General features: G+C 62.4%; 18 protein-coding genes, 2 tRNA genes and 1 pseudogene. 3 read left to right on the forward strand and 18 right to left on the reverse strand.

The window, feature by feature from the left end; all coding sequences use genetic code 11:
- Window positions 1-106 precede the first annotated feature (106 nt).
- On the reverse strand, window positions 107-2,383 hold the full coding sequence (locus OEG79_RS18045) for a YgiQ family radical SAM protein (protein WP_264146315.1): 2,277 nt from the start codon (window positions 2,381-2,383) through the stop codon (window positions 107-109).
- Window positions 2,384-2,657: 274 nt separating this feature from the next.
- Between OEG79_RS18045 and OEG79_RS18050 the strand changes: the two genes are divergently transcribed.
- Window positions 2,658-4,565 carry a diguanylate cyclase gene (locus tag OEG79_RS18050; RefSeq protein ID WP_264146316.1) on the forward strand — a complete coding sequence of 636 codons (1,908 nt, stop codon included), beginning with the start codon at window positions 2,658-2,660 and terminating at the stop codon, window positions 4,563-4,565.
- On the opposite strand, the gene alr is transcribed toward OEG79_RS18050, so the two are convergent.
- The 8 genes from alr to rnr form a co-directional block, all read right to left on the reverse strand.
- The gene (gene alr, locus OEG79_RS18055) at window positions 4,562-5,638 is read right to left on the reverse strand and encodes an alanine racemase (protein ID WP_264146317.1); all 1,077 of its coding nucleotides are present in this window, start codon (window positions 5,636-5,638) and stop codon (window positions 4,562-4,564) included. The two genes, OEG79_RS18050 and alr, sit on opposite strands and share 4 nt — an antisense overlap.
- A 107-nt stretch (window positions 5,639-5,745) precedes the next feature.
- The gene (gene dnaB, locus OEG79_RS18060; protein WP_264146318.1) at window positions 5,746-7,140 is read right to left on the reverse strand and encodes a replicative DNA helicase; all 1,395 of its coding nucleotides are present in this window, start codon (window positions 7,138-7,140) and stop codon (window positions 5,746-5,748) included.
- A 117-nt stretch (window positions 7,141-7,257) separates the two neighbouring features.
- The gene (gene rplI, locus OEG79_RS18065) at window positions 7,258-7,704 is read right to left on the reverse strand and encodes a 50S ribosomal protein L9 (RefSeq protein ID WP_003246849.1); all 447 of its coding nucleotides are present in this window, start codon (window positions 7,702-7,704) and stop codon (window positions 7,258-7,260) included.
- A 21-nt stretch (window positions 7,705-7,725) separates the two neighbouring features.
- Window positions 7,726-8,613 (reverse strand): hypothetical protein, encoded by an 888-nt coding sequence (locus OEG79_RS18070; RefSeq protein WP_264146319.1) that lies wholly within the window; start codon window positions 8,611-8,613, stop codon window positions 7,726-7,728.
- Window positions 8,614-8,649: 36 nt separating this feature from the next.
- Window positions 8,650-8,880, reverse strand: coding sequence for a 30S ribosomal protein S18 (gene rpsR, locus OEG79_RS18075; protein WP_003246847.1), 231 nt, complete (start codon window positions 8,878-8,880; stop codon window positions 8,650-8,652).
- Window positions 8,881-8,908: 28 nt separating this feature from the next.
- Window positions 8,909-9,331, reverse strand: a complete 423-nt coding sequence (rpsF, locus tag OEG79_RS18080; protein WP_264146320.1) for a 30S ribosomal protein S6 — start codon at window positions 9,329-9,331, stop codon at window positions 8,909-8,911.
- Window positions 9,332-9,506: 175 nt separating this feature from the next.
- Window positions 9,507-10,259 (reverse strand): 23S rRNA (guanosine(2251)-2'-O)-methyltransferase RlmB, encoded by a 753-nt coding sequence (gene rlmB, locus OEG79_RS18085; protein ID WP_264146321.1) that lies wholly within the window; start codon window positions 10,257-10,259, stop codon window positions 9,507-9,509.
- Window positions 10,256-12,739: a ribonuclease R gene (rnr, locus tag OEG79_RS18090; RefSeq protein ID WP_264146322.1), complete on the reverse strand. Its 2,484-nt coding sequence runs from the start codon at window positions 12,737-12,739 to the stop codon at window positions 10,256-10,258. The genes rlmB and rnr overlap by 4 nt, the downstream gene beginning before the upstream one ends.
- 207 nt (window positions 12,740-12,946) lie before the next feature.
- Here rnr and OEG79_RS18095 point away from each other — a divergent pair.
- Window positions 12,947-13,033 (forward strand) — tRNA-Leu (locus OEG79_RS18095).
- An 83-nt stretch (window positions 13,034-13,116) separates the two neighbouring features.
- Window positions 13,117-13,203, forward strand: a tRNA-Leu gene (locus OEG79_RS18100).
- Between the two features lie 108 nt (window positions 13,204-13,311).
- Here the strand turns inward: OEG79_RS18100 and OEG79_RS21360 are convergent.
- The 9 genes and pseudogenes from OEG79_RS21360 to hfq form a co-directional block, all read right to left on the reverse strand.
- Window positions 13,312-14,196 carry a methyl-accepting chemotaxis protein gene (locus tag OEG79_RS21360; protein ID WP_413247553.1) on the reverse strand — a complete coding sequence of 295 codons (885 nt, stop codon included), beginning with the start codon at window positions 14,194-14,196 and terminating at the stop codon, window positions 13,312-13,314.
- 21 nt (window positions 14,197-14,217) lie between these two features.
- Window positions 14,218-15,228 (reverse strand): annotated as a pseudogene (locus OEG79_RS21365) (methyl-accepting chemotaxis protein); the annotation flags it as partial.
- Between the two features lie 237 nt (window positions 15,229-15,465).
- On the reverse strand, window positions 15,466-16,761 hold the full coding sequence (locus OEG79_RS18110; RefSeq protein ID WP_264146324.1) for an adenylosuccinate synthase: 1,296 nt from the start codon (window positions 16,759-16,761) through the stop codon (window positions 15,466-15,468).
- A gap of 58 nt (window positions 16,762-16,819) precedes the next feature.
- A complete protein-coding gene (locus OEG79_RS18115) occupies window positions 16,820-18,007 on the reverse strand; it encodes an ATP phosphoribosyltransferase regulatory subunit (protein WP_264146325.1) in 1,188 nt (395 codons plus the stop codon).
- 37 nt (window positions 18,008-18,044) lie between these two features.
- The gene (locus tag OEG79_RS18120; protein ID WP_264146326.1) at window positions 18,045-18,230 is read right to left on the reverse strand and encodes a DUF2065 domain-containing protein; all 186 of its coding nucleotides are present in this window, start codon (window positions 18,228-18,230) and stop codon (window positions 18,045-18,047) included.
- Between the two features lie 105 nt (window positions 18,231-18,335).
- Window positions 18,336-19,205, reverse strand: coding sequence for a protease modulator HflC (gene hflC / locus OEG79_RS18125; RefSeq protein ID WP_264146327.1), 870 nt, complete (start codon window positions 19,203-19,205; stop codon window positions 18,336-18,338).
- Window positions 19,205-20,374: an FtsH protease activity modulator HflK gene (gene hflK / locus OEG79_RS18130; RefSeq protein ID WP_264146328.1), complete on the reverse strand. Its 1,170-nt coding sequence runs from the start codon at window positions 20,372-20,374 to the stop codon at window positions 19,205-19,207. The genes hflC and hflK overlap by 1 nt, the downstream gene beginning before the upstream one ends.
- 97 nt (window positions 20,375-20,471) lie before the next feature.
- Window positions 20,472-21,773 carry a ribosome rescue GTPase HflX gene (hflX, locus tag OEG79_RS18135; RefSeq protein WP_264146329.1) on the reverse strand — a complete coding sequence of 434 codons (1,302 nt, stop codon included), beginning with the start codon at window positions 21,771-21,773 and terminating at the stop codon, window positions 20,472-20,474.
- A gap of 13 nt (window positions 21,774-21,786) precedes the next feature.
- Window positions 21,787-22,047, reverse strand: a complete 261-nt coding sequence (hfq, locus tag OEG79_RS18140; protein ID WP_264146330.1) for an RNA chaperone Hfq — start codon at window positions 22,045-22,047, stop codon at window positions 21,787-21,789.
- Window positions 22,048-22,104: the final 57 nt, after the last annotated feature.

Genomic DNA, 22,104 nt, shown 5'->3' on the forward strand with positions numbered 1-22,104 from the left:
GCGCTTTTCTGGGGGAAACGGCTGAGGTCATCCCGGCCTCTGGCCTGCAGTGTCAGCGCAGCTGGTGGATCATGTACAAGGCAGGCCTGAAGCCTGCCCTGTACATTCAGCGCGGAGCGACCGGACGCGGCTTCTTCTTGCCGCCCGAAGCCTTGCCGCCCTTCTTCTGCTCCTGCAGTTTGGCGAAGGCAGCCGCCTTGGCCTGCTCGCGCTTGTCCCAGGGTTTGGCACCATCGCTGGCGCGCGGTGGCAGGCCGTTGTGCTGGGTCAGGATCCTGCCGACCTTCTTGCTGCCGGCAGGTGTCGAGTTCTTGCGCCGCGCGCTCTGGTACTCGTCGGTCTGCGGCTGATAGGTCGGAATCAGCTGATGCTTGCCGTTGCCGATCAGGTCGGCGCGGCCCATGCGCTCCAGTGCCTCACGCAGCATCGGCCAGCCCTTCGGGTCGTGGTAACGCAGGAAGGCCTTGTGCAGGCGACGCTGCTGTTCGCTCTTGACGATGGTCACACCGTCGCTCTTGTAGGTGACCTTGCGCAGCGGGTTCTTGCCCGAGTGGTACATGGCCGTGGCCGTGGCCATCGGCGACGGGTAGAAGGCCTGCACCTGGTCGGCGCGGAAACCGTTGCGTTTGAGCCACAGTGCGAGGTTCATCATGTCCTCGTCGGTAGTGCCCGGGTGCGCGGCGATGAAGTACGGGATCAGGTACTGCTCCTTGCCCGCTTCCTTCGAGAATTTCTCGAACATCTGCTTGAAGCGGTCGTAGCTGCCGATCCCCGGCTTCATCATCTTGTCCAGCGGGCCGCGCTCGGTGTGCTCCGGAGCGATCTTCAGATAGCCGCCAACGTGATGGGTGACCAGCTCCTTCACATACTCAGGCGACTCGACAGCAAGGTCGTAGCGCAGCCCCGAAGCGATCAGAATCTTCTTCACCCCTGGCAGAGCGCGGGCCTTGCGGTACAGCTCGATCAGCGAGCTGTGGTCGGTGTTGAGGTTCTCGCAGATACCCGGGAACACGCACGACGGTTTGCGGCAGTGCTTCTCGATCTCCGGGTCCTTGCAGGCGATGCGGTACATGTTGGCGGTCGGCCCGCCCAGGTCGGAGACCACGCCGGTAAAGCCCGGCACCTTGTCACGCATCTCCTCGATCTCGCGCAGAATCGAGTCGTGGGAACGGTTCTGGATGATGCGGCCTTCGTGCTCGGTAATGGAGCAGAAGGTGCAGCCGCCGAAGCAGCCGCGCATGATGTTCACCGAGAAACGGATCATCTCGTAGGCCGGAATCTTCTCCTTGCCATACGCGGGGTGCGGCACGCGCGCGTAGGGCATGCCGAACACGTAGTCCATTTCCTCGGTGGTCATGGGAATGGGTGGTGGGTTGAACCACACATCCACCTCGCCATGCTTCTGCACCAGCGCGCGGGCGTTGCCCGGGTTGGTTTCCAGGTGCAGCACGCGGTTGGCGTGGGCATAGAGCACCGGGTCGTTGCGCACCTTCTCGAAGGACGGCAGGCGGATCACCGTCTTGTCGCGGGTCATGCGCGGGCTTTCGAGAATCTGCACCACCTTGGCTTCGTTGGGGTCTTCGACCTCGCCTTTGGCCTGCTCGATGGCACAGGCCTCGGTGTCCTGCGTATTGACGTAGGGATTGATGATCTTGTCGACGCGGCCGGGCCGGTCGATACGGGTCGAGTCGATCTCGAACCAGCCATCCGGCGTATCACGACGAACGAAAGCGGTGCCACGCACATCGGTGATGGCTTCCACCTTCTCGCCCCGCGACAGGCGCTGGGCGATCTCGACCACCGCACGTTCGGCGTTGCCGTAAAGAAGGATGTCGGCAGTGGCGTCCATCAGGATCGAACGACGCACCTTGTCCTGCCAGTAGTCGTAATGGGCGATACGGCGCAGCGAAGCCTCGATGCCGCCGAGGATCACCGGTACATGGGTGTAGGCCTCCTTGCAGCGCTGGCTGTAGACCAGACTGGCGCGATCCGGGCGCTTGCCGGCCAGACCGCCGGGAGTGTAGGCATCGTCGGAGCGGATCTTCTTGTCCGCGGTGTAGCGGTTGATCATCGAGTCCATGTTGCCTGCGGCCACGCCGAAGAACAGATTCGGCTCGCCGAGCTTCATGAAGTCGTCTTTGCTGCGCCAGTCCGGCTGGGCAATGATGCCGACGCGAAAGCCCTGGGCTTCGAGCAGCCGGCCGATGATGGCCATGCCGAACGAAGGATGATCGACGTAGGCATCGCCGGTGACGATGATGATGTCGCAGCTGTCCCAGCCAAGCTGATCCATCTCTTCCCGGCTCATCGGCAGGAAGGGCGCAGGCCCGAAACACTCGGCCCAGTACTTGGGATAGTCGAACAGCGGCTTGGCGGCTTGCATATTTTTTGATCAATTAGCTATCACGAGGGGCGCGGATGATAGCACAAATTTTGACCAAATCAGACCATTGCGCTCGGCTTTAATGCCATCAACCGCTTCGATGGCAATGCCTCCGGCACTGAGGCCGGCGCAGCCCCTCGTTCGCTCTCAATAAAGGCGCAAGGGCAGAAAATTCGGGCATCTTCGGCAGTAGCCATACGCCATATTTGTTTACGTCCGATAACAATCCTGTGCATATACTCAATTACTCGGCTGCCCCAACTCCAGGTTACCTATGCTGCAGCGTTTCGCCTTCCTGCTCGCCTTTCTGCTAGGTCTGTCGACTTCGGGCCCGGCCGCGGCATCCGTGCTACTCACCGATGCCAGCAGCGGCATGCCGCTCAACGCCCATATCGAGTTGCTGGAAGACACTAACGGCAACCTGAGCATCGAAGATCTCACCAACCCCGAGCAGCAGGCCCGCTTTCACCCGGCCAATGGCCGGGCCAGTGTCGGCCAGAGCCTGAACCCCTGGTGGATAAAACTCACCCTGCAACGCGATACGCACGCGCCAGCCAACTGGGTACTGGAGGTAGGCTCGGTAACCCAGCTCGACCTGCAGCTCTACCAACCCGATGGCCAAGGCGGCTGGCTGCTGCGCCAATCCGGCGAACGGGTGCCCTATCACGAGAGTCGCGACCACCCTTACCGGCGCATGGTGTTCGACCTGCCGCCCCTCGGCGAACAGCCGACCACCTTCTACCTGCGCGCCTTCGACCCTGCCGGCAACTCATTCCCGCTACGCATCTGGCAGCTCGATGAACTCAAGCAACTGGCAGCCAGCGAAAACCTGGTGCTAGGCGCCATCTACGGCGTGATCTTCGCACTGCTGCTGTACAACCTGTTCATCCTCATCTCGCTACGCGACAAGGCCTACTTCTGGTACGTGCTGACCACTGCGTTCGCACTGGTATTCATCATCAGCATGACCGGCCATGGCGCGCAGTATCTGTGGCCCGGCGGCGCGGTCCCGCCCTGGTTTGATCGCGTCACCCTGCCCTCGCTGTGGGGGCTGTTCGCCTGCCGCTTCACCCAGACCCTGCTGCAGACCAAACTGTACGTGCGCTGGGCACATCACCTGCTGAGCATGGCCTGCGCCCTCTACATCGTCGCCATCGTGCTCAACCTGTTCGGTCAGCGCTACCTGGCGGCCTGGATCATCGCCCTGCTGTCGCTGACCAGCATCCCGGCAGCACTCGGCAGCGCCGTGGTGCGGTGGCGTCAGGGTTTCTTCCCGGCGCAGCTGTATCTGTACGGCTATGGTCTGGTGCTCGGCAGCGTGAGTATCCTGCTGCTGCGCACCACGGGCGTGCTGCAACCGGCGCAGTGGAATGCCTATGTGTTCCCGCTGGCAGTGGCCGCCGAATCCATCCTGTTCTCTTTCGCCCTGGCTTATCGCATTCAGATACTCAAGCAGGAGCGCGCCGTGGCGCTGCAACAGGCCGATCGCGAGAAGACTGCGCGCCTGGCCCAACTGCAGGCCAGTGCCGACGAGCTGCAAGCCGCGATAACCAGACGCACCGCCGAACTGGCCGCAGCCAATGAACGGCTGCGAGAACGCGAGCGCGAGCTGCAGCATGCCGCCTTTCACGATCCACTGACCGAGCTGCCCAACCGCCGCTATCTGGTCGAACGCTGCGAGTCGGCGCTGGGGCATGCCCAACGGCACAAGGAGAGTGTGGCTCTGCTGTTGATCGACCTGGATCACTTCAAACCGATCAATGATCGCTTCGGCCACGCGGCCGGCGACATGATGCTGCAGGTAATCGCCAAGCGCCTGCGCGAACGTGTGCGTCTTGGCGATGCAGTGGCGCGTCTGGGCGGTGACGAGTTCGCCGTGCTGATCTGCGGCAGCGACGCCGAAAGCCAGGCCCGGGAGATCGCCGAACGCCTGCTGGCGGAGCTTTCCGAGCCGGTGCACTACGGTGCCGAGCGCCTGCGTGTAACCATCAGCCTCGGCGTGGCGCTCTACCCGCAGCATGCACAGAACTTTGCCGGGCTGTACAAGGTCGCCGATCAGACGCTCTATCGGGTCAAGGAGCTGGGCCGCTCGGGAGCCCGCGTGCACGGCGATGATGGTGAGCTGAGCGAACAGGCCTGCCTGCAGCTGGACGTACTCAAGGTGCCCAGCGGCCTGGCCTAACCGATATAGCGACGCGGCACCCGCGCTGTGACCTTGGTCAGCAACTCGTAGCCAATGGTGCCGCACGCCGTCGCCACCTCGTCCAGCGGCAGATTGGCGCCCCATAGCTCCACCGGCGAATCGATATCGGCCTCGGGCAGGTCGGTGATATCCACAGCCAGCATGTCCATCGACACCCGACCCGCCAGCACGGCACGCTGCCCCTCGACGAGTACCGGCGTGCCACTCGGTGCATGGCGCGGGTAACCGTCGGCATAACCGCAGCTGACCGTGGCAATGCGCGAAGGCCGCTGCGCTACCCAGCTCGCGCCATAACCGACACTTTCACCAACCGCCACTTCGCGCACGGCGATTACCCGGGCAGCCAGGGTCATGGCAGGCTTCAGGCCAAGCTCACGCGCACTCAGTTCGGCAAACGGCGTGGCGCCATAGAGCATGATGCCCGGGCGCAGCCAGTCCATGTGCGCGGCGGGAATGGTCAGCACGGCCGCGGAGTTGGCCAGCGAGCGATGGCTGAAGTCGAGGTCCAGCAGATCGAGGAAACGCTCCACCTGCTGTTCGGTGAGCGGATGACCGCGCTCGTCGGCACAGGCGAAATGGCTGATCAGATTGAGCTCGGCGACCTGCTCGGCGCTCTCGAGCCGTGCGTGCCAGTGGCGCAGGCTGGCGGCATCGAAACCCAGCCGATGCATGCCGGAGTCCAGCTTCAGCCAGACATTCAGCGGCCGCACCGGCTCACTGGCGAGCAGGGCCTCAGCCTGCGCCGCGCTCTGCACCACCAGATCGAGCCCCAGCTGCGCGGCAATGGCGTATTCGCCGGCCTCGAAGCAGCCCTCGAGCAGCAGGATGCGCGCCTCGCCATGCATGGCGCGTACTTCCGCTGCCTCTTCCAGGCAGGCCACGGCGAAGCCATCGGCCACATCGTGCAGCGCCGTGACCACCTCACGGACACCGTGCCCATAGGCGTTGGCCTTGACCACCGCAAAAGCCTGGCGCCCGGGCGCGCAGCGCTTGGCGACAGCGTAGTTGTGAGCAATGGCGGAGAGGTCGATGATGGCAGCAAGCGGACGCATGGCAGGGAGCCTGAACGAAATACGGGCGCCCATCTTAACCGCTGGGCGCCCGTTTTCATTGAGCGAGATCAGATTGCTCTCGTGGGCGCATCCGCTGACAGGCGCTGTTACTCGTCTTCGAACTGATAGCTGCCCGGCGCCAGGTTCTCGAAACGCGAATACTTGCCGAGGAAGGCCAGCCGCGCGGTACCGAGCGGACCGTTACGCTGCTTGCCGATGATGATTTCGGCCACGCCCTTGTACTCGGTCTCCGGGTGGTAGACCTCGTCACGGTAGACGAACAGGATGATGTCGGCGTCCTGCTCGATCGCTCCGGATTCACGCAAGTCGGAGTTGATCGGGCGCTTGTTGGGGCGCTGCTCCAGGCCCCGGTTGAGCTGCGACAGGGCGATGACCGGGCAGTTGAACTCCTTGGCCAGCGCCTTGAGCGAGCGCGAAATCTCGGAAATCTCGTTGACCCGGCTGTCGCCGCTGGAACCGGGAATCTGCATCAGCTGCAGGTAGTCGACCATGATCAGGCCGATCTCGCCGTGCTCGCGCGCCAGGCGCCGGGTACGTGCGCGCATTTCCGATGGGGAAATACCGGCGGTATCGTCGATGAACAGCTTGCGATCGTTGAGCAGGTTGACCGCGCTGGTCAGGCGCGGCCAGTCATCGTCGTCGAGCTGACCGGCACGCACCTTGGTCTGGTCGATACGCCCCAACGAGGCGAGCATACGAATGACGATGGATTCCGAAGGCATCTCCAGCGAGTAGACGAGGATCGCCTTGTCGCTGCGCATCAGGGCGTTTTCCACCAGGTTCATGGCGAAGGTGGTCTTACCCATCGACGGACGGCCGGCAACGATGATCATGTCCGCCGGCTGCAGGCCGCTGGTGAGGTTGTCCAGGTCATCAAAGCCGGTGGACAGACCGGTAATCGCATCGCCGTTGTTGAACAGCGTGTCGATGCGGTCGATGGCCTTGACCAGAATGTCATTGATGCCCACCGGGCCACCGGTTTTCGGCCGGTCCTCGGCGATCTCGAAGATCTTGCGCTCGGCCTCGTCGAGAATCTCCTCGCCGGTACGGCCTTCCGGCGCATAGGCACTATCGGCGATCTCGTTGCTGATGCTGATCAGTTTGCGCAGGGTGGCGCGCTCACGAATGATCTGCGCATAGGCCTTGATGTTGGCTACCGACGGCGTGTTCTTCGCCAGTTCGGCGAGATAAGCCAGGCCACCGACCTGCGACAGCTGCCCCTCCTTGTCCAGTTGTTCGGACAGGGTGACGACGTCGAAGGGCTCGTTACGCTCGGCCAGCTTGAAGATCGCGCGAAAGATCAGACGATGGTCATGGCGGTAGAAATCGCCATCGGAAACTCCATCGAGCACACGCTCCCAAGCATTGTTGTCGAGCATCAGGCCACCCAGTACCGCCTGCTCCGCCTCGATGGAGTGCGGAGGCACTTTCAGGGCAGCAGTCTGCAGGTCGTATTGCTCGGGAATGCTGATGTCGTTCATAGGCTCGGGGAGAAAATACTGCGATAGAAAAACAAAGGGCACGGATCGCCGAAGCGATGCCGTGCCCGATTGTCAGCAGACCTGCAGCGGAGTGCAAGCCCGCCTGGCGGCTACTGATTAGGCAGCGACCACGATCACCTTGACGGTGGCTTCGACGTCGGTGTGCAGGTGCAGTGCAACGTCGTACTCGCCGACCTGACGGATAGTACCGTTGGGCAGACGAACTTCAGCCTTGGCCACTTCAACACCGGAGGCGGTCAGGGCGTCAGCGATGTCGTGGGTACCGATCGAACCGAACAGCTTGCCTTCATCGCCAGCGGTGGCGGTGATGGTGACTTCCAGCTCAGCCAGTTGAGCAGCGCGAGCTTCAGCGGAAGCTTTCTTCTCGGCAGCCAGTTTTTCCAGCTCGGCGCGGCGGGCTTCGAACGCAGCTACGTTTTCAGCGGTAGCAGCGGTGGCCTTGCCTTGCGGCAGCAGGAAGTTACGGCCGTAACCGGCTTTAACATTCACTTTGTCGCCCAGGTTGCCCAGGTTGGCGATTTTTTCCAGCAGGATGACTTCCATTTGGGTCTTACCTCTTAACTTTTAACCTTCACCGTCCGCGGGCCCGCTCTTGCGAGCGAGGCGACCGCGAAAATCAAACAGACTGTCGACGATGGCCAAAACCACCAGCAAGGGATAGATCAGCTGCATGAACAGCAGGAGCGTGATGTACATGCCCACCAGCCAGAAGCGAGCGAGTCGTCCCTCAACCACCAGGCCATGCACCAGGGCAATCCCGGCGAACAGCAAAGGCACACTGCACAGCGGCGTGAGCATGGCCAACTGCGGCCCCAGATTGGGGCCTAGCATCATGCCCGCCAGCAGCAACAGCGCCTGCGGCAGCGACAGTCTCAGGGCGCGGAACTCGCGACCGAAACCGCCAGGGTTGTACAACACGGCCTGCCAATAACGCCCAAGGATCAGGCTCAGCAAGCTCAGGATCTGCAGCAAGGCCGCCAGCAATCCGGTCAGCACCGGTGCAATCAGCGCCTCGAGCCGCTCGCGTTCGCTCTCAGACAACTGCTGATGAGCCCCATCGAACATGGTCGGCAGCAGCTTCTGCAGCTCACCGGCCATGGCCTCGATGGGTTCGCGGAATACCGCCCCAAGGACCAATCCATACACCAGGCCCAGTACCACACTGCTCAGCAGTATGCGGTTCCAGGTCCAACTGGCGCGTAACAACAACGCCAGCCCCAGCGCACCGACCAGCACCAGCAAGGTGCGCGGTTCGCCGAAATACCACCAGGCAATCGCCGGCAGCATGGCCCAGGCCAGGATGCCCATGGCATCACTGGCTCCGCGTCGCAACAGCACCAGGCTGCCAGCGGCGGCACTCAACCAGAACAACAGCGGCATCGCTGCCGATCCCACCACCACGAGGGTGGCCTGCATACGGCCGCGCATGATGTATTCAGCCAGGGCGCGCATGCGATCTATTCCTTAACTCTTGTCGACTATCCGATCTCAGCGGCCGTGGCTGTCGGTGTAGGGCAGCAGGGCCAGGAAGCGGGCGCGCTTGATAGCGGTGGCCAGCTGACGCTGATAACGAGCCTTGGTACCGGTGATACGGCTGGGAACGATCTTGCCGGTTTCCGAGATGTAGGCTTTCAGGGTGTTGAGATCTTTGAAATCGATCTCTTTCACGTCTTCAGCGGTGAAGCGGCAGAATTTACGACGACGGAAGAAACGTGCCATGTGATTGGCTCCTCAATAGATCCGTGGATTACTCGTCAGCGTTGTCGCTGTCGTTGCTGTCGCTGTCATCGCCGTCGTTGGACTCGGCGTTTTCAGGACGTTCACGACGCTCGCGGCGCTCACTGCGGTTCTCTTCGGCCTTCAGCATCTCGGACTGGCCAGTAACGGCCTCGTCGCGACGGATGACCAGGTTACGGATCACGGCGTCGTTGTAGCGGAAGTTGTCTTCCAGCTCGGCCAGGGCCTTGCCGGTGCACTCTACGTTGAGCATCACGTAGTGGGCTTTGTGGACGTTGTTGATGGCATAAGCCAGCTGACGACGGCCCCAGTCTTCCAGGCGGTGAACCTTGCCACCGTCTTCTTCGATCAGCTTGGTGTAACGCTCGACCATGCCGCCGACTTGCTCGCTCTGGTCCGGGTGAACCAGGAAGATGATTTCGTAATGACGCATAAATGCTCCTTACGGGTTGTAGCCTGCCAACTAAGGTGGTCAGGCAAGGAGTGGTTTTTTCTCGTGATGAGCTTGCCGGGCGGTAGGCGCAAATAGGCCTGCCGTTACGGCAAGGGGCGACATTCTAGAGAAGCCCCCTGCCGCACGCAAGGCGAATTGGCGATTATTTGAGCAGTCAACCCTGGTGCTTGGCCCGACGCTGGCGCACCGCCTCGAACAGGCAGACGCCAGTGGCGACGGAGACGTTGAGACTGCTGACGCTGCCGCCCATGGGCAGCCTGACCAGGTAATCGCAATGCTCGCGAGTCAGACGGCGCATGCCCTTGCCCTCGGCGCCCATGACCAGCACCGTCGGACCGGTCATGTCGAGCTGATACAGCTCCTGCTCGACCTCACCTGCAGTGCCGACCACCCAGAGCCCCTTCTTCTGCAGTTTCTCCAGGGTGCGCGCCAGATTGGTCACCGCCACCAGCGGGATCACCTCGGCCGCACCACAGGCCACCTTGCGCACGGTGGCATTGAGCGTGGCGGACTTGTCCTTGGGCACGATCACCGCCAGCGCCCCCGCCGCATCGGCGGTACGCAGGCAGGCACCGAGGTTATGCGGATCGGTCACGCCGTCGAGCACCAGCAGCAGGGGTACACCCTCGCTACGCTCGAGCAGCTCGTCGAGCATGTTTTCACCCCAGACCTGACTCGGACTGACCTCGGCGACCACACCCTGGTGCACGCCCTCGGCCCAATCGTCCAGCTCCTGGCGCTCCTTGTGCCCGACCGGCACGCGGTACTGCGCCGCCAGCTCCAGCAGCGGCTGGATACGTGGTGCCTGACGACTCTCGGCCAGCCACAACTGCTTGACCCGCTTGGGATGGTGGCGCAGCAGTGCCTCCACGGCGTGAACGCCGTAAACCTTTTCCAACTGACTCATCGCTTCGCCTTACGCTTGCTCGGCTTGCCACCGCCCGCTTCGGCCTTGGCCTTTGGCGCAGGCGCGCCCTTGCGGTGACTGGCGGTTTTCTTCGCCGGCGCCTTGCCGCCGCCCTTCTTCGCACTGTCGAGCAAGGCCTTCTTCACTTCCCGGCTTTTCTGCACATCGGTGTTGCCTATGCCGCCGGCTTTGCCACCACGCCGCGAATCACCCCCCTTGGCCTTGCCCTGACTCAGTTCGAAGTCGATCTTGCGCTCGTCCAGGTCGACGCGCATGACCTTGACCTCGACGCTGTCGCCAAGGCGGAAGCTGCGGCCACTGCGCTCACCGGACAGGCGATGGTGAACCGGGTCGAAGTGGTAGTAGTCGGCCGGCAGCGCGGTTACGTGCACCAGGCCGTCGACGTAGATGTCGCGTAACTCGACGAAGATGCCGAAGCCGGTCACCGCAGTGATCACGCCCTCGAAAGTTTCACCGACGCGATCCTGCATGAACTCGCACTTGAGCCAGTTGACCACGTCACGGGTCGCCTCGTCGGCACGACGCTCGGTCATCGAGCACTGCTCGCCGAGTTTCTCCAGCGCCGCCTCGTCATACGGATAGATACGCGCCCTGGGCATGATCGCCGCTCCAGCACGCTCCACGTGCTTGGTTTCGCGCTTGGAGCGGATCACGCTGCGAATGGCGCGGTGCACCAGCAGGTCAGGGTAGCGACGGATCGGCGAGGTGAAGTGGGTATAGGCCTCATAGTTGAGGCCGAAGTGACCGGCGTTTTCGGCGCTGTACACCGCCTGACTCAGCGAACGCAGCATCACGGTCTGGATCAGGTGATAGTCCGGACGCTCGCGGATGCTTTCCAGCAGCCGCTGATAGTCTTTGGGCGACGGGCCGTCCTTGGACTTGCCACGCTGCAGCGACAAACCCAGCTCGCCGAGGAAGGCCTTGAGCTTCTCCAGGCGCTCGGCCGGCGGGCCGTCGTGCACGCGGTACAGCGAGGGAATCTCGTGATCCTGCATGAAGCGTGCAGTGGCCACGTTGGCGGCCAGCATGCACTCCTCGATCAGCTTGTGCGCGTCGTTGCGCTGGGTCGGACGGATCTCGGCGATCTTGCGATCCTCACCGAAGATGATGCGCGTCTCCTGCGTTTCGAAGTCGATGGCGCCGCGCTCGTGACGGGCCGCAATCAGCACCTGATACAACGCATAGAGCTGGTTGAGGTGCGGCAGGACTTCCTTGTATTCGCTGCGCAGGGACTTGCCCTCGCTGCTCTTGGGATCTTCCAGCATCAGGCTGACCTTGTTGTAGGTCAGACGTGCGTGGGAGTGGATCACCGCTTCATAGAACTTGTAGTCGACCATCTGGCCGCTCTTGGACATGGTCATCTCGCAGACCATCGCCAGGCGATCGACATGCGGGTTGAGCGAGCACAACCCGTTGGACAGTTCCTCGGGCAGCATCGGCACGACGCGCTCGGGGAAATACACCGAGTTGCCGCGCTCGACCGCCTCGGCGTCCAGCGCCGAACCAACCTTGACGTAGTGCGACACATCGGCGATGGCCACGTAGAGCTTCCAGCCACCGGAGAACAGCTTCCAGCGGCTGCTGTTCTTCTCGCAGTAGACGGCGTCGTCGAAGTCGCGCGCGTCTTCACCATCGATGGTCACAAAAGGCAGGTGGCGCAGGTCGACGCGCTTTTCCTTGTCCTTTTCGTCCACTTCGGGCTTGAGCTTGCGCGCCTCCTTGATCACGGCCTCGGGCCAGACATGCGGGATGTCGTAGCTGCGCAGCGCCACGTCGATCTCCATGCCCGGGGCCATGTAGTTACCGATCACTTCGATGATGTCGCCCTGCGGCTGGAAGCGAGAGGTCGGCCAGTGAGTGATCTTGATCTCGACAAACTGCCCGACGCGCGCACCGGCGGTACGTCCGGGGGTAACCAGCACTTCCTGCTGGATCTTGGGATTGTCGGCAACCACGAAGCCGATGCCGTTCTCTTCGTAGTAACGGCCGACGATGCTCTCGTGGGCACGGCTGATCACCTCGACGATGCCGCCTTCGCGACGGCCACGCCGGTCGAGACCGGCCACGCGCACCAGGGCACGGTCACCATCGAACACCAGACGCATCTGCGCCGGACTGAGAAAAAGGTCATCGCTGCCGTCATCCGGCACGAGGAAGCCGAAACCGTCGCGGTGACCGCTGATGCGCCCGCAGATCAGATCGAGCTTGTCCACCGGCGCGTAGGTGCCGCGGCGGGTGTAGATGAGCTGACCATCGCGCTCCATGGCACGCAGACGGCGGCGCAGCGCTTCGAGCTGGTCCTCGGTATCGAGACCAAACTCTTCGACCAGTTGCTCGCGACTGGCGGGCGAACCCCGCTCGGCCAGATGGGCCAGGATCAGTTCGCGGCTGGGAATGGGGTTGTCGTATTTTTCCGCCTCGCGGGCGGCCTCGGGATCGAGGGATTGCCAATCGGCCATGTAGGAAGGATTACCTATGCTTATGTATAAAGGTGTATGCCATTTGCCTATTGAAGCGCGAAAACGGCATTTGCGGCAGCTTTTCCGCCGACAATAATTTTTTTGGGGTCAGGGGTTTACAAGCCAAATGCCCGCCCGTATAGTTCGCGCCCACAGCGTCGAGCAGACGTTGTAACACGAAGCAGATGAGGAATCATCGGTTTCTGTGCCCAGGTGGCGGAATTGGTAGACGCGCTGGTTTCAGGTATCAGTGGTGGCAACACCGTGGAAGTTCGAGTCTTCTCCTGGGCACCAAATTTCGTGAAGCGGCTTGATAACCCACTTTGCAAATAACGGATGCAACGCTCCGTGTCGGTAACGACGAACATTGCTGCAGTGCCCAGGTGGCGGAATTGGTAGACGCGCTGGTTTCAGGTATCAGTGGTGGCAACACCGTGGAAGTTCGAGTCTTCTCCTGGGCACCAAATTTCAAAAAACCGAGTCAGATGACTCGGTTTTTTATTGCCTGAAGAAAAGTCAGACGCGTCAGCAACCGCTGAGAAGCGAGGCGCACAAGGCGCCCCGCCCAACGATCAGACCTTGAACTGCCCCAGACTGGCCTTGAGCTGCGCCGCCAGTTCGTCCAGCACCCTCGCATTGCCGGCAATCGCCGCCACCGCATCGGCTGCACGCTGCGCTTCGGCATGGATGATCTCCACACGCCCACGCACCGCACCGGCCCCCTCGGCCTGATGGGCCGCAGCCTGAGTCGCCGCGTTGATAGCACCGTGCACATCGTCCACGGATTGCTGCACCGACTGCTGCAGGCGCGCGCTGTCACGCAGTACCTGCAGCCCTTCGCTGCCCTGCTCCCCCGCCTGGGCGATAGCGGCCACTGCTTCCTGCGCGCCACGCTGCAAGGCAGCGATGTGGGTCTGAATATCACCGGTGGACTGCTGGGTCTTGCTCGCCAGCGCCCGCACCTCGTCGGCCACGACGGCGAAACCACGACCGCTTTCGCCGGCGCGCGCCGCCTCGATGGCAGCATTGAGTGCAAGCAGGTTGGTCTGTTCGGCAATGGACTGAATCACCGTCAGCACCACCTCGATCTGCTCACTCTGCTTGGCCAGACGCTCGATCACTGCCGAGCCGTCCGCCACGCGTGCGACCAGCCCTTCGATCAGGGAGGAAAGTCGCTGGGCGATGGCCGCATTCTCATGCGCCGCCTGGCGAATGGTATCGACGCGCTGCAGCGCCTCCTGCATGGACTGGCTCTCCGCCTGCGCCTCGTCGGCCATTTGCTCCAGCGCCTGCAGACTCCCTGCCACCTCGTCGCGCTGACGCTCAGCGGCCGCTTCGGCTGCCACGCCGCGCTGGCTCAGGCTACGAATCTGCTCACCGGTACGCAGGGCCACTTCGCCAGACTCACGCACAATGGGCTGCAACTTGGCGATGAAGCGGTTTACCGCATCGGCCATCTCACCAACTTCGTCCTGACTGTCGATGCTCACACGCCGGGTCAGATCACCCTCGCCCGCTGCCAGGTCGTTGAGTGCGGCACTGAGCAGGCGCAGACGACTGAGCACGCGCCAGCCGAGCACCAGCGCCACGACCACCAGTGCCAAGGCACCGACGACCAGCAACCCCAGAGCGATGTTCCAGCGCAGCGAGTCAGCGGCCTCGAGCACCGATTCGCCACCGTTACGCGCCATCTCCTGGGTGTAACGCTCAGCCGATTGCAAACGCGCCCGCAGCGCCCCGGTCGCCTCCTCGAAGGCACCCGCCAGACTGCTGTCAACCAGTTCGCCGGCACCATTGACCAATGACGTGAAACGACCATCCAGGGCGGTCAGTTCGCGCTGAACCACATCCAGCGACAGGCCCATCTGGACCTTGCCAATCGAAGCCCCCATTGGATTGATGTCAGCCTCGACCACATACACTCGCGGGTCCCGCGAAGCGGCATCCACCAGCTTGTCCAGCGGCGAATCGCCCTGACCAGCGGCTACCAGCTCACGCACCTGCGCATTGCTGCGGTTGAAATTGCGGGTCAGGCGTTTGCCTTCCGCGTCATAGATGACGGCGAACAGCACCGCCGGGTCCTGCTGGGCAATTCGGGTCAACGCCGTGAGCCCCGGAATGTCCAGGTCCCAGATTGATTTCGGAGCGACACCAGCCAGCAACTGCGCCAGGGACTGACCAGACTGCTTGAGATTGCCCTCGAGCACCACGCGCAACTGCGCCTGCTCGTCCTTCAACTGAGTGGAAAGGCCTTCGCCCAGTCGACTACGCGTGCTGCCCGCCAGCCCCGAGAGCCCCTGGCTCAACTCACGCTCGGCCATACCCAACTCTTCACCCAGGCGGCGGCTTTCACCGCCCAGGCGCTGAGCCAGGTCTTCGACCATGCCGTCGACCGACGCACGCATCAACCACACTGCCAACCCGACCTGCACCAACATGGCCAAACCGAGCGCAACAAATACCGGGCGCAGCAAACGACTGCGCAACATGGAAACGATGGCGAACACTGGGGACACTCCTCAACGACCGTACTGACTATAACGGCGACTTCCGGGATTTATTGAGTCCAAGCAAGGTGCGTGCCTATCAATACTGAAAAAACAGCGCCAAACCACGCACTCCCCGGCACGATGACGACAGATCAGAGCAGCATCGCCTCCCTCTGCAAAGGGCGCAGGCCATAAAAAAGCCGCCCGAAGGCGGCTTTTCAAATCAACAAACGGCCATCAGGCGAACGGATGACGCAGGATGATGGTTTCGTTGCGATCCGGGCCGGTGGAAATGATGTCGATCGGCGCACCGACCAGCTCTTCCACACGCTTGATGTAGGCACGAGCCGCGGCAGGCAGGTCTTCCAGGGTCTTGGCGCCCAGAGTGGACTCGCCCCAGCCCGGCATTTCCTCATAGACCGGCTGCAGGCCGATGTAGCTGTCGGCATCGGTCGGCGCATCGACCAGCACCTGGCCATTGGCATCCTTGTAGCCGGTGCAGATACGGATGGTTTCCAGGCCGTCGAGCACGTCCAGCTTGGTCAGGCACAGACCGGAAATGCTGTTGATCTCGATGGCGCGACGCAGGATCACCGCATCGAACCAACCGCAACGACGGGCACGACCGGTGGTGGCACCGAACTCGTGACCACGCTTGGCCAGGAACGCACCGATGTCGTCGAACAGCTCGGTCGGGAACGGGCCGGAGCCGACACGGGTGGTGTAGGCCTTGGTGATGCCGAGGATGTAGTCCAGGTACAGCGGGCCGAAACCGGAGCCGGTTGCGATACCACCAGCGGTGGTGTTGGAGCTGGTGACGTAGGGGTAGGTGCCGTGGTCGATATCCAGCAGCGAACCCTGGGCACCTTCGAACATGATGTCCTTGCCTTCGCGGCGCAGGTCATGCAGCACGGCAGTGACGTCGGCCATCATCGGCTTGAGCAGCTCGGCGTACTCCATGCACTCGTCCAGAGTCTTCTGGAAGTCGATGGCCGGCTCCTTGTAGAAGTTGACCAGCTGGAAGTTGTGGTAATCCAGTAGCTCACCCAGCTTGGCAGCGAAGCGCTCACGGTGGAACAGATCACCGACGCGCAGACCGCGACGCGCAACCTTGTCCTCGTAGGCCGGGCCGATACCGCGGCCGGTGGTACCGATCTTGGCATCGCCACGGGCCTTTTCGCGCGCCTGGTCCAGCGCCACGTGATAGGACAGGATCAGCGGACAGGCCGGGCTGATACGCAGGCGCTCGCGCACCGGCACACCCTTCTCTTCCAGCTTGGTGATTTCGCGCAGCAGTGCATCCGGCGCGACCACCACACCGTTGCCGATCAGGCATTCAACGCCTTCGCGCAGGATGCCGGAGGGAATCAGGTGCAGAACGGTCTTTTCACCGTCGATCACCAAGGTGTGGCCAGCGTTGTGGCCACCCTGATAACGCACGACTGCAGCAGCCTGCTCGGTGAGCAGGTCGACGATCTTGCCCTTGCCCTCATCACCCCACTGGGTGCCCAGGACGACGACATTCTTACCCATGATACTTGTCCTCTTCGCGCAGCTTCGATGCCGGCCGCCGGCCGGCGCAAAAATAGTTTCAGGACGCCAGGGGCGCCACCTGCCAACGTCCATCACGCAACGTCAGCAGGCGGTCACAGCCTGCTTCGCGCGCATCCGCCTCGCTCTGCCCGGGCAGCGCCTGTACCACACGCTCACCCTCACTACGCAGACGACGAACGGCCTGCCACAGATAGAGATCATGATTATCCGGAGCCCAGACGCCACCGAGCGCTTCATCCAGACGCATGTCACCCAGGGTCACCAGGGTCTTCAGATCAGTGGAGAAGCCGGTAGCCGGGCGTGCCCGACCGAACACCGCACCGGTATCGTCGTAACGACCGCCCTGAGCAATGGCACCGCCCTCGCCCGGGACGAAGGCCGCGAACACAACGCCAGTGTGATAGTTGTAGCCGCGCAATTCGCCGAGGTCGAAATACAGCGGCAATTCGGGATAACGCAGCTCCAGCGCATCGGCGATGGCCACCAACTCATCAAGGGCGGCATGGACCGCATCCGGCGCTTCGACCAGGACAGCCTGAGCCAGATCCAGCACCTCGCGCCCACCACACAGCTCGGCCAGCGAACGCAGCATGTTGCCCAGGCCTGCCGGCAACGCCGCAGTCAGGGTCTCGATTTCGTCCATGGCCTTGCGCTGCAGCGCGTCGAACAACTGCTGCTCGGCCGCACCGGACAGCCCCGCGGCGCGGGCCAGACCGCGGTAGATGCCGACATGACCAAGGTCCATGTGCACGTCCGGCACTGCAGCCAGCTCAAGGGTCTCGACCAGCAGGCTGATCACCTCGATATCGCTGGCCGGGCTGGCGTCGCCATAGAGCTCGGCGCCGAGCTGGATCGGGCTGCGCGAAGTGGTCAGCGCACGCGGCTTGGCGTGCAGCACGCTGCCGGCATAGCACAGACGGCTCGGCCCCTCGCGGCGCAGGGTGTGGGCGTCGATACGCGCCACCTGCGGAGTGATGTCGGCACGAAAGCCCATCTGCCGGCCGGAGAGCGGATCGGTGACCTTGAAGGTACGCAGATCGAGATCCTGGCCGGCGCCAGTGAGCAGGGATTCCAGGTACTCGATATGAGGGGTGACGACGAATTCGTAACCCCAACGTTGGAACAGATCCAGCACCTGACGGCGTGCCGCCTCGATGCGCGCCGCTTCCGGCGGCAGTACTTCTTCGATGCCATCTGGCAGCAGCCAGCGGTCTACCGTTGCCATTTCGCCATTCCCCTCTCGATCCGGGCGGCACAAGCCTTCAGTGAAGCAGATATAGAAGAGCAGTACCCAGCAGCATGCTGGCCAGCCCCATAAGACGCAGTCGGCGGTCGGGCAGACGCGCAGCCTGCAATACCGCCCCGCGCCAATGACGCGGATAGAGGAAGGGCAGGATGCCTTCCAGCACCAGTACCAGACACAGTGCGACGCCGAGTTCCTGCCACATGATTCCCACAGACGCAAAAAAGCCGGGATTTTCCCGGCTGCCGCATCATACCACGTTTTCCCCTGAGGTCACCCCGGCGACGCATCGCGCCGCCAGGGTTGCCGATCAACGCTTGGACTTTTCCAGGTAACGGAAGAAATCGCTACTTGGATCCAGCACCAGGACGTCACGCTTGTCAGCGAAGCTTTCGCGGTACGCCTGCAGGCTACGGTAGAAGGAGTAGAACTCCTGATCCTGACCGAAGGCACGGGCGTAGATGGCAGCAGCCTGGGCATCACCATCACCGCGCAGCTCTTCCGCTTCACGGTAGGCTTCAGCCAGCAGCACACGACGCTGACGATCGGCATCGGCGCGAATACCTTCGGCCAGCTCACGACCCTTGGCGCGGTGCTCGCGGGCCTCACGCTCACGCTCGGTGCTCATCCGCTCGAACACGCTGCGGTTGACCTCACGCGGCAGGTCGATGGCCTTGACCCGCACATCGACCACTTCGATACCCAGCTCACGCTCGGCAGCACGATTGAGGGTTGAGGTAACGTCAGCCATCAGCGCATCGCGTTCACCGGAAACCGACTCGTGCAGGGTGCGCTTACCGAACTGGTCACGCAGCGAAGCTTCCAGGCGACGCGCCAGACGCTCGTCGGCGACCTGCTTCATGCCGGACGTGGCCTGATAGAAACGCTCGGCATCCTTCACCCGCCATTTGGCGTAGGCGTCCACCATCAGTGCCTTCTTCTCCAGGGTCAGGAAGCGCGAAGAAGTGGAATCCAGCGTCAGCAGACGGCCATCGAAGATGCGCACCTGGTTGACGTAAGGAATCTTCACGTGCAGACCAGGCTGCACGTCCGGATTGACCACACGACCGAACTGCAGCAGAACCGCACGTTCGGTTTGCGCCACGATGTAGAAGCTATTCCATGCCACCAGGGCCAGAACCACGGCCACGATCAGGCCGATCAGGGACTTGTTGCTCATCAACGGCCCTCCCGGGTACGCAGGTTACGCTGCGACAGATCGCTGCTCAGCGGCACCGCCGGATCACGCGTCGTCGAAGTGCTACTGTTGGCGGAACTGGATGAAGAGGAACCACCACGGCTGTCGATCATCTTGTCCAGCGGCAGATAGAGCAGGTTGTTCTGCCCCTTGTCGCCAGTGACCAGAACCTTGCTGGTGTTGCTCATCAGTTCCTGCATGGTGTCCAGATACAGACGTTCACGGGTCACCTCCGGCGCCTTGCGATACTCGGCTACCAGCTTGGTGAAGCGGTCCGCCTCACCCTGGGCGCGGGCGATGACTTCATCGCGATAACCGTTGGCTTCTTCCAGCAGACGCTGGGCCTGACCACGCGCTTCCGGAATCACGCCATTGGCGTAGGACTCGGCCTGGTTCTTCTCGCGCTGCTCGTCTTCACGGGCACGGATCACGTCATCGAAGGCTTCCTGAACTTCACGCGGCGCCGCAGCGCTCTGGATGTTCACCTGGGTGATGGTGATACCGGTACGGTAGTTGTCGAGGAAACGCTGCAGACGCTCACGCACTTCGCTGGCCATCAGCTCACGACCTTCGGTCAGCACCTGGTCCATCTCGGTGGAGCCGACGACATGACGCACGGCGCTGTCGGTGGCGTGCTGTAGGCTGACTTCCGGCTGGTCGACGTTGAGCACGAAGTCCTGCAGGTTGCTGATGCGGTACTGCACGGTCAGCGGGACTTCGATAATGTTCTCGTCTTCGGTCAGCATGGCGCCCTGCTTGCTGTAGGCACGCTCACGCGTCACGTTTTCCTGGAACTTACGATCGATCGGCGGGAAGTAGATGTTCAGACCCGGACCGACGGTCTCGTGATATTTGCCGAAGCGCAGCACCACGGCCTGCTCCTGTTCATCCACCACGTAGATCGCGCTGTACAGCCAGACCACCGCCAACAGGCCGAGGCCTACGAACAGCAGACCGAAGCCACCGCCACCACCGCTGCGTCCGGAATCGTCATCACCACGCTTCTTGCCGCCACCGAAAAGCCCGTTCAGGCTTTCTTGCAGCTTGCGGAACGCTTCGTCGAGATCCGGCGGGCCCTGGCGTCCACCGCCTTTGCGGCCGCCCCAAGGGTCTTGATTGTTCGAGTTTCCACCCGGCTCATTCCAAGCCATAGCGTTCTCCGTACTGATAAAGCAAAGGCGCGCCCACGGCGCGCCGGCCAATGCTACCCAAAGCCCCATGGTGACAGCAAAGCCACCGCTGCGGGCTTTATTGCAAAGTATGTTGCTCGATGAAGACCTGAGGCTCCAAACCCTCGCGACTCACCAGGCGATTGAGCTCGACCCGCGGCAAACGCACCGACAGCAAGCTGTGCCCCTGGTCGTCGTGCTCTTCGCCCTGCACTGCCCCCAGGGCGAAGAACTGCGCCCGCAGCCTTCCCAGACGTTGCGGCAGCTGCAGGGTGGCGACGAACAGATCCTCGCCCAACAGCTCTGCAACCGCCTGTCGCAACAAGTCCAGACCACGCCCTTCGCGCGCAGACAACCAGACACGAACCGGTTTGCCATCACTATCACGCTGGATCTGCGGTTCCACACCTTCCAACAAATCCAGCTTGTTGTACACCTCGAGCATCGGCAACTCGTTCGCGCCGATCTCCTTGAGCACGGCCTGAACCTGCTCGATCTGCGCCATGCGCTCGGGCTCATGGGCATCGATCACATGCAGCAGCAGATCGGAGTTGCTCGATTCTTCCAGCGTAGCGCGGAAGGCTTCGACCAGCTTGTGCGGCAGGTGACGAATGAAACCCACGGTATCGGCCAGCACGATCGGGCCGAGGTCATCGAGCTCAAGGCGGCGCAAGGTCGGGTCGAGGGTGGCGAACAACTGGTCGGCCGCGTACACCTCGGAAGTCGTCAGGGCGTTGAACAGGGTGGACTTGCCAGCGTTGGTGTAGCCGACCAGCGAGACCGAAGGAATGTCGGCACGCTTGCGGCCACGCCGCGCCTGCTCGCGCTGACTGCGTACCTTTTCCAGGCGCGCCTTGATCTGGCGGATACGCACCCGCAGCAGGCGGCGGTCGGTTTCCAGCTGGGTTTCACCCGGACCGCGCAGGCCGATACCGCCCTTCTGCCGCTCAAGGTGGGTCCAGCCACGCACCAGGCGCGTGCTCATATGGTCGAGCTGAGCCAGCTCGACCTGCAGCTTGCCCTCATGGGTGCGCGCGCGCTGGGCGAAGATATCGAGGATCAGCCCGGTACGATCGAGCACACGACACTCGAAGGCGCGCTCGAGGTTGCGCTCCTGGCTGGGAGTCAGGGTGTGATTGAAGATGACCAGATCGGCTTCGGCGGCCTTGACCTGGTCGCGCAGTTCCTCGACCTTGCCGCTGCCGATCAGGAACTTGGCAGTCAGACGACTGCTGGGCACGCAAAAGAAAGCGACCATGTCAGCGCCTGCCGACATGGCCAATTCTTGAAACTCCTGGGGATCTTCGCTCGCCTCGGAGTCTTGGCCTTCCAGATGAACCAGGATGGCCCGCTCACCGCCCTCATGACGCTCGAAGAACAATGCAACCCCCTATTTAGGCGTTACCCGGCTCGCCATCGCCCTGCTCGGAATCGCCAGCGCTCGGCAGGCGCACCGGACGGCTTGGCACGACGGTGGAAATGGCATGTTTGTAGACCATCTGACTGACAGTGTTCTTCAGCAGAATGACGAACTGGTCGAAGGACTCGATCTGGCCCTGCAGCTTGATGCCGTTGACCAGATAGATGGAAACAGGGACGCGTTCCTTACGCAGGGTATTCAGGTAAGGGTCTTGTAGCGAATGCCCTTTTGACATGTGCCGCACTCCTTTCGAGGATCAATTTTCAGTAATTTCAGTAAGTAAACAATAGCT

Origin of the sequence: Pseudomonas sp. Z8(2022), assembly GCF_025837155.1 — a bacterium.
Lineage (GTDB): Bacteria > Pseudomonadota > Gammaproteobacteria > Pseudomonadales > Pseudomonadaceae > Aquipseudomonas.

Bases quoted from the DNA above. Each gene is read 5' to 3' on its own strand.
- hflK (WP_264146328.1), bottom strand. From the start codon at position 20,374: ATGGCTTGGAATGAGCCGGGTGGAAACTCGAACAATCAAGACCCTTGG.
- rlmB (WP_264146321.1), bottom strand. From the start codon at position 10,259: ATGAGTCAGTTGGAAAAGGTTTACGGCGTTCACGCCGTGGAGGCACTG.
- OEG79_RS18110 (WP_264146324.1), bottom strand. From the start codon at position 16,761: ATGGGTAAGAATGTCGTCGTCCTGGGCACCCAGTGGGGTGATGAGGGC.
- hflC (WP_264146327.1), bottom strand. From the start codon at position 19,205: ATGAGCAACAAGTCCCTGATCGGCCTGATCGTGGCCGTGGTTCTGGCC.
- OEG79_RS18115 (WP_264146325.1), bottom strand. From the start codon at position 18,007: ATGGCAACGGTAGACCGCTGGCTGCTGCCAGATGGCATCGAAGAAGTA.
- alr (WP_264146317.1), bottom strand. From the start codon at position 5,638: ATGCGTCCGCTTGCTGCCATCATCGACCTCTCCGCCATTGCTCACAAC.
- OEG79_RS18120 (WP_264146326.1), bottom strand. From the start codon at position 18,230: ATGTGGCAGGAACTCGGCGTCGCACTGTGTCTGGTACTGGTGCTGGAA.
- rpsF (WP_264146320.1), bottom strand. From the start codon at position 9,331: ATGCGTCATTACGAAATCATCTTCCTGGTTCACCCGGACCAGAGCGAG.
- OEG79_RS21360 (WP_413247553.1), bottom strand. From the start codon at position 14,196: ATGGCCGATGCGGTAAACCGCTTCATCGCCAAGTTGCAGCCCATTGTG.
- rpsR (WP_003246847.1), bottom strand. From the start codon at position 8,880: ATGGCACGTTTCTTCCGTCGTCGTAAATTCTGCCGCTTCACCGCTGAA.
- OEG79_RS18070 (WP_264146319.1), bottom strand. From the start codon at position 8,613: ATGCGCGCCCTGGCTGAATACATCATGCGCGGCCGTATGCAGGCCACC.
- OEG79_RS18050 (WP_264146316.1), top strand. From the start codon at position 2,658: ATGCTGCAGCGTTTCGCCTTCCTGCTCGCCTTTCTGCTAGGTCTGTCG.
- hfq (WP_264146330.1), bottom strand. From the start codon at position 22,047: ATGTCAAAAGGGCATTCGCTACAAGACCCTTACCTGAATACCCTGCGT.
- rplI (WP_003246849.1), bottom strand. From the start codon at position 7,704: ATGGAAGTCATCCTGCTGGAAAAAATCGCCAACCTGGGCAACCTGGGC.
- rnr (WP_264146322.1), bottom strand. From the start codon at position 12,739: ATGGCCGATTGGCAATCCCTCGATCCCGAGGCCGCCCGCGAGGCGGAA.
- dnaB (WP_264146318.1), bottom strand. From the start codon at position 7,140: ATGAACGACATCAGCATTCCCGAGCAATACGACCTGCAGACTGCTGCC.
- OEG79_RS18045 (WP_264146315.1), bottom strand. From the start codon at position 2,383: ATGCAAGCCGCCAAGCCGCTGTTCGACTATCCCAAGTACTGGGCCGAG.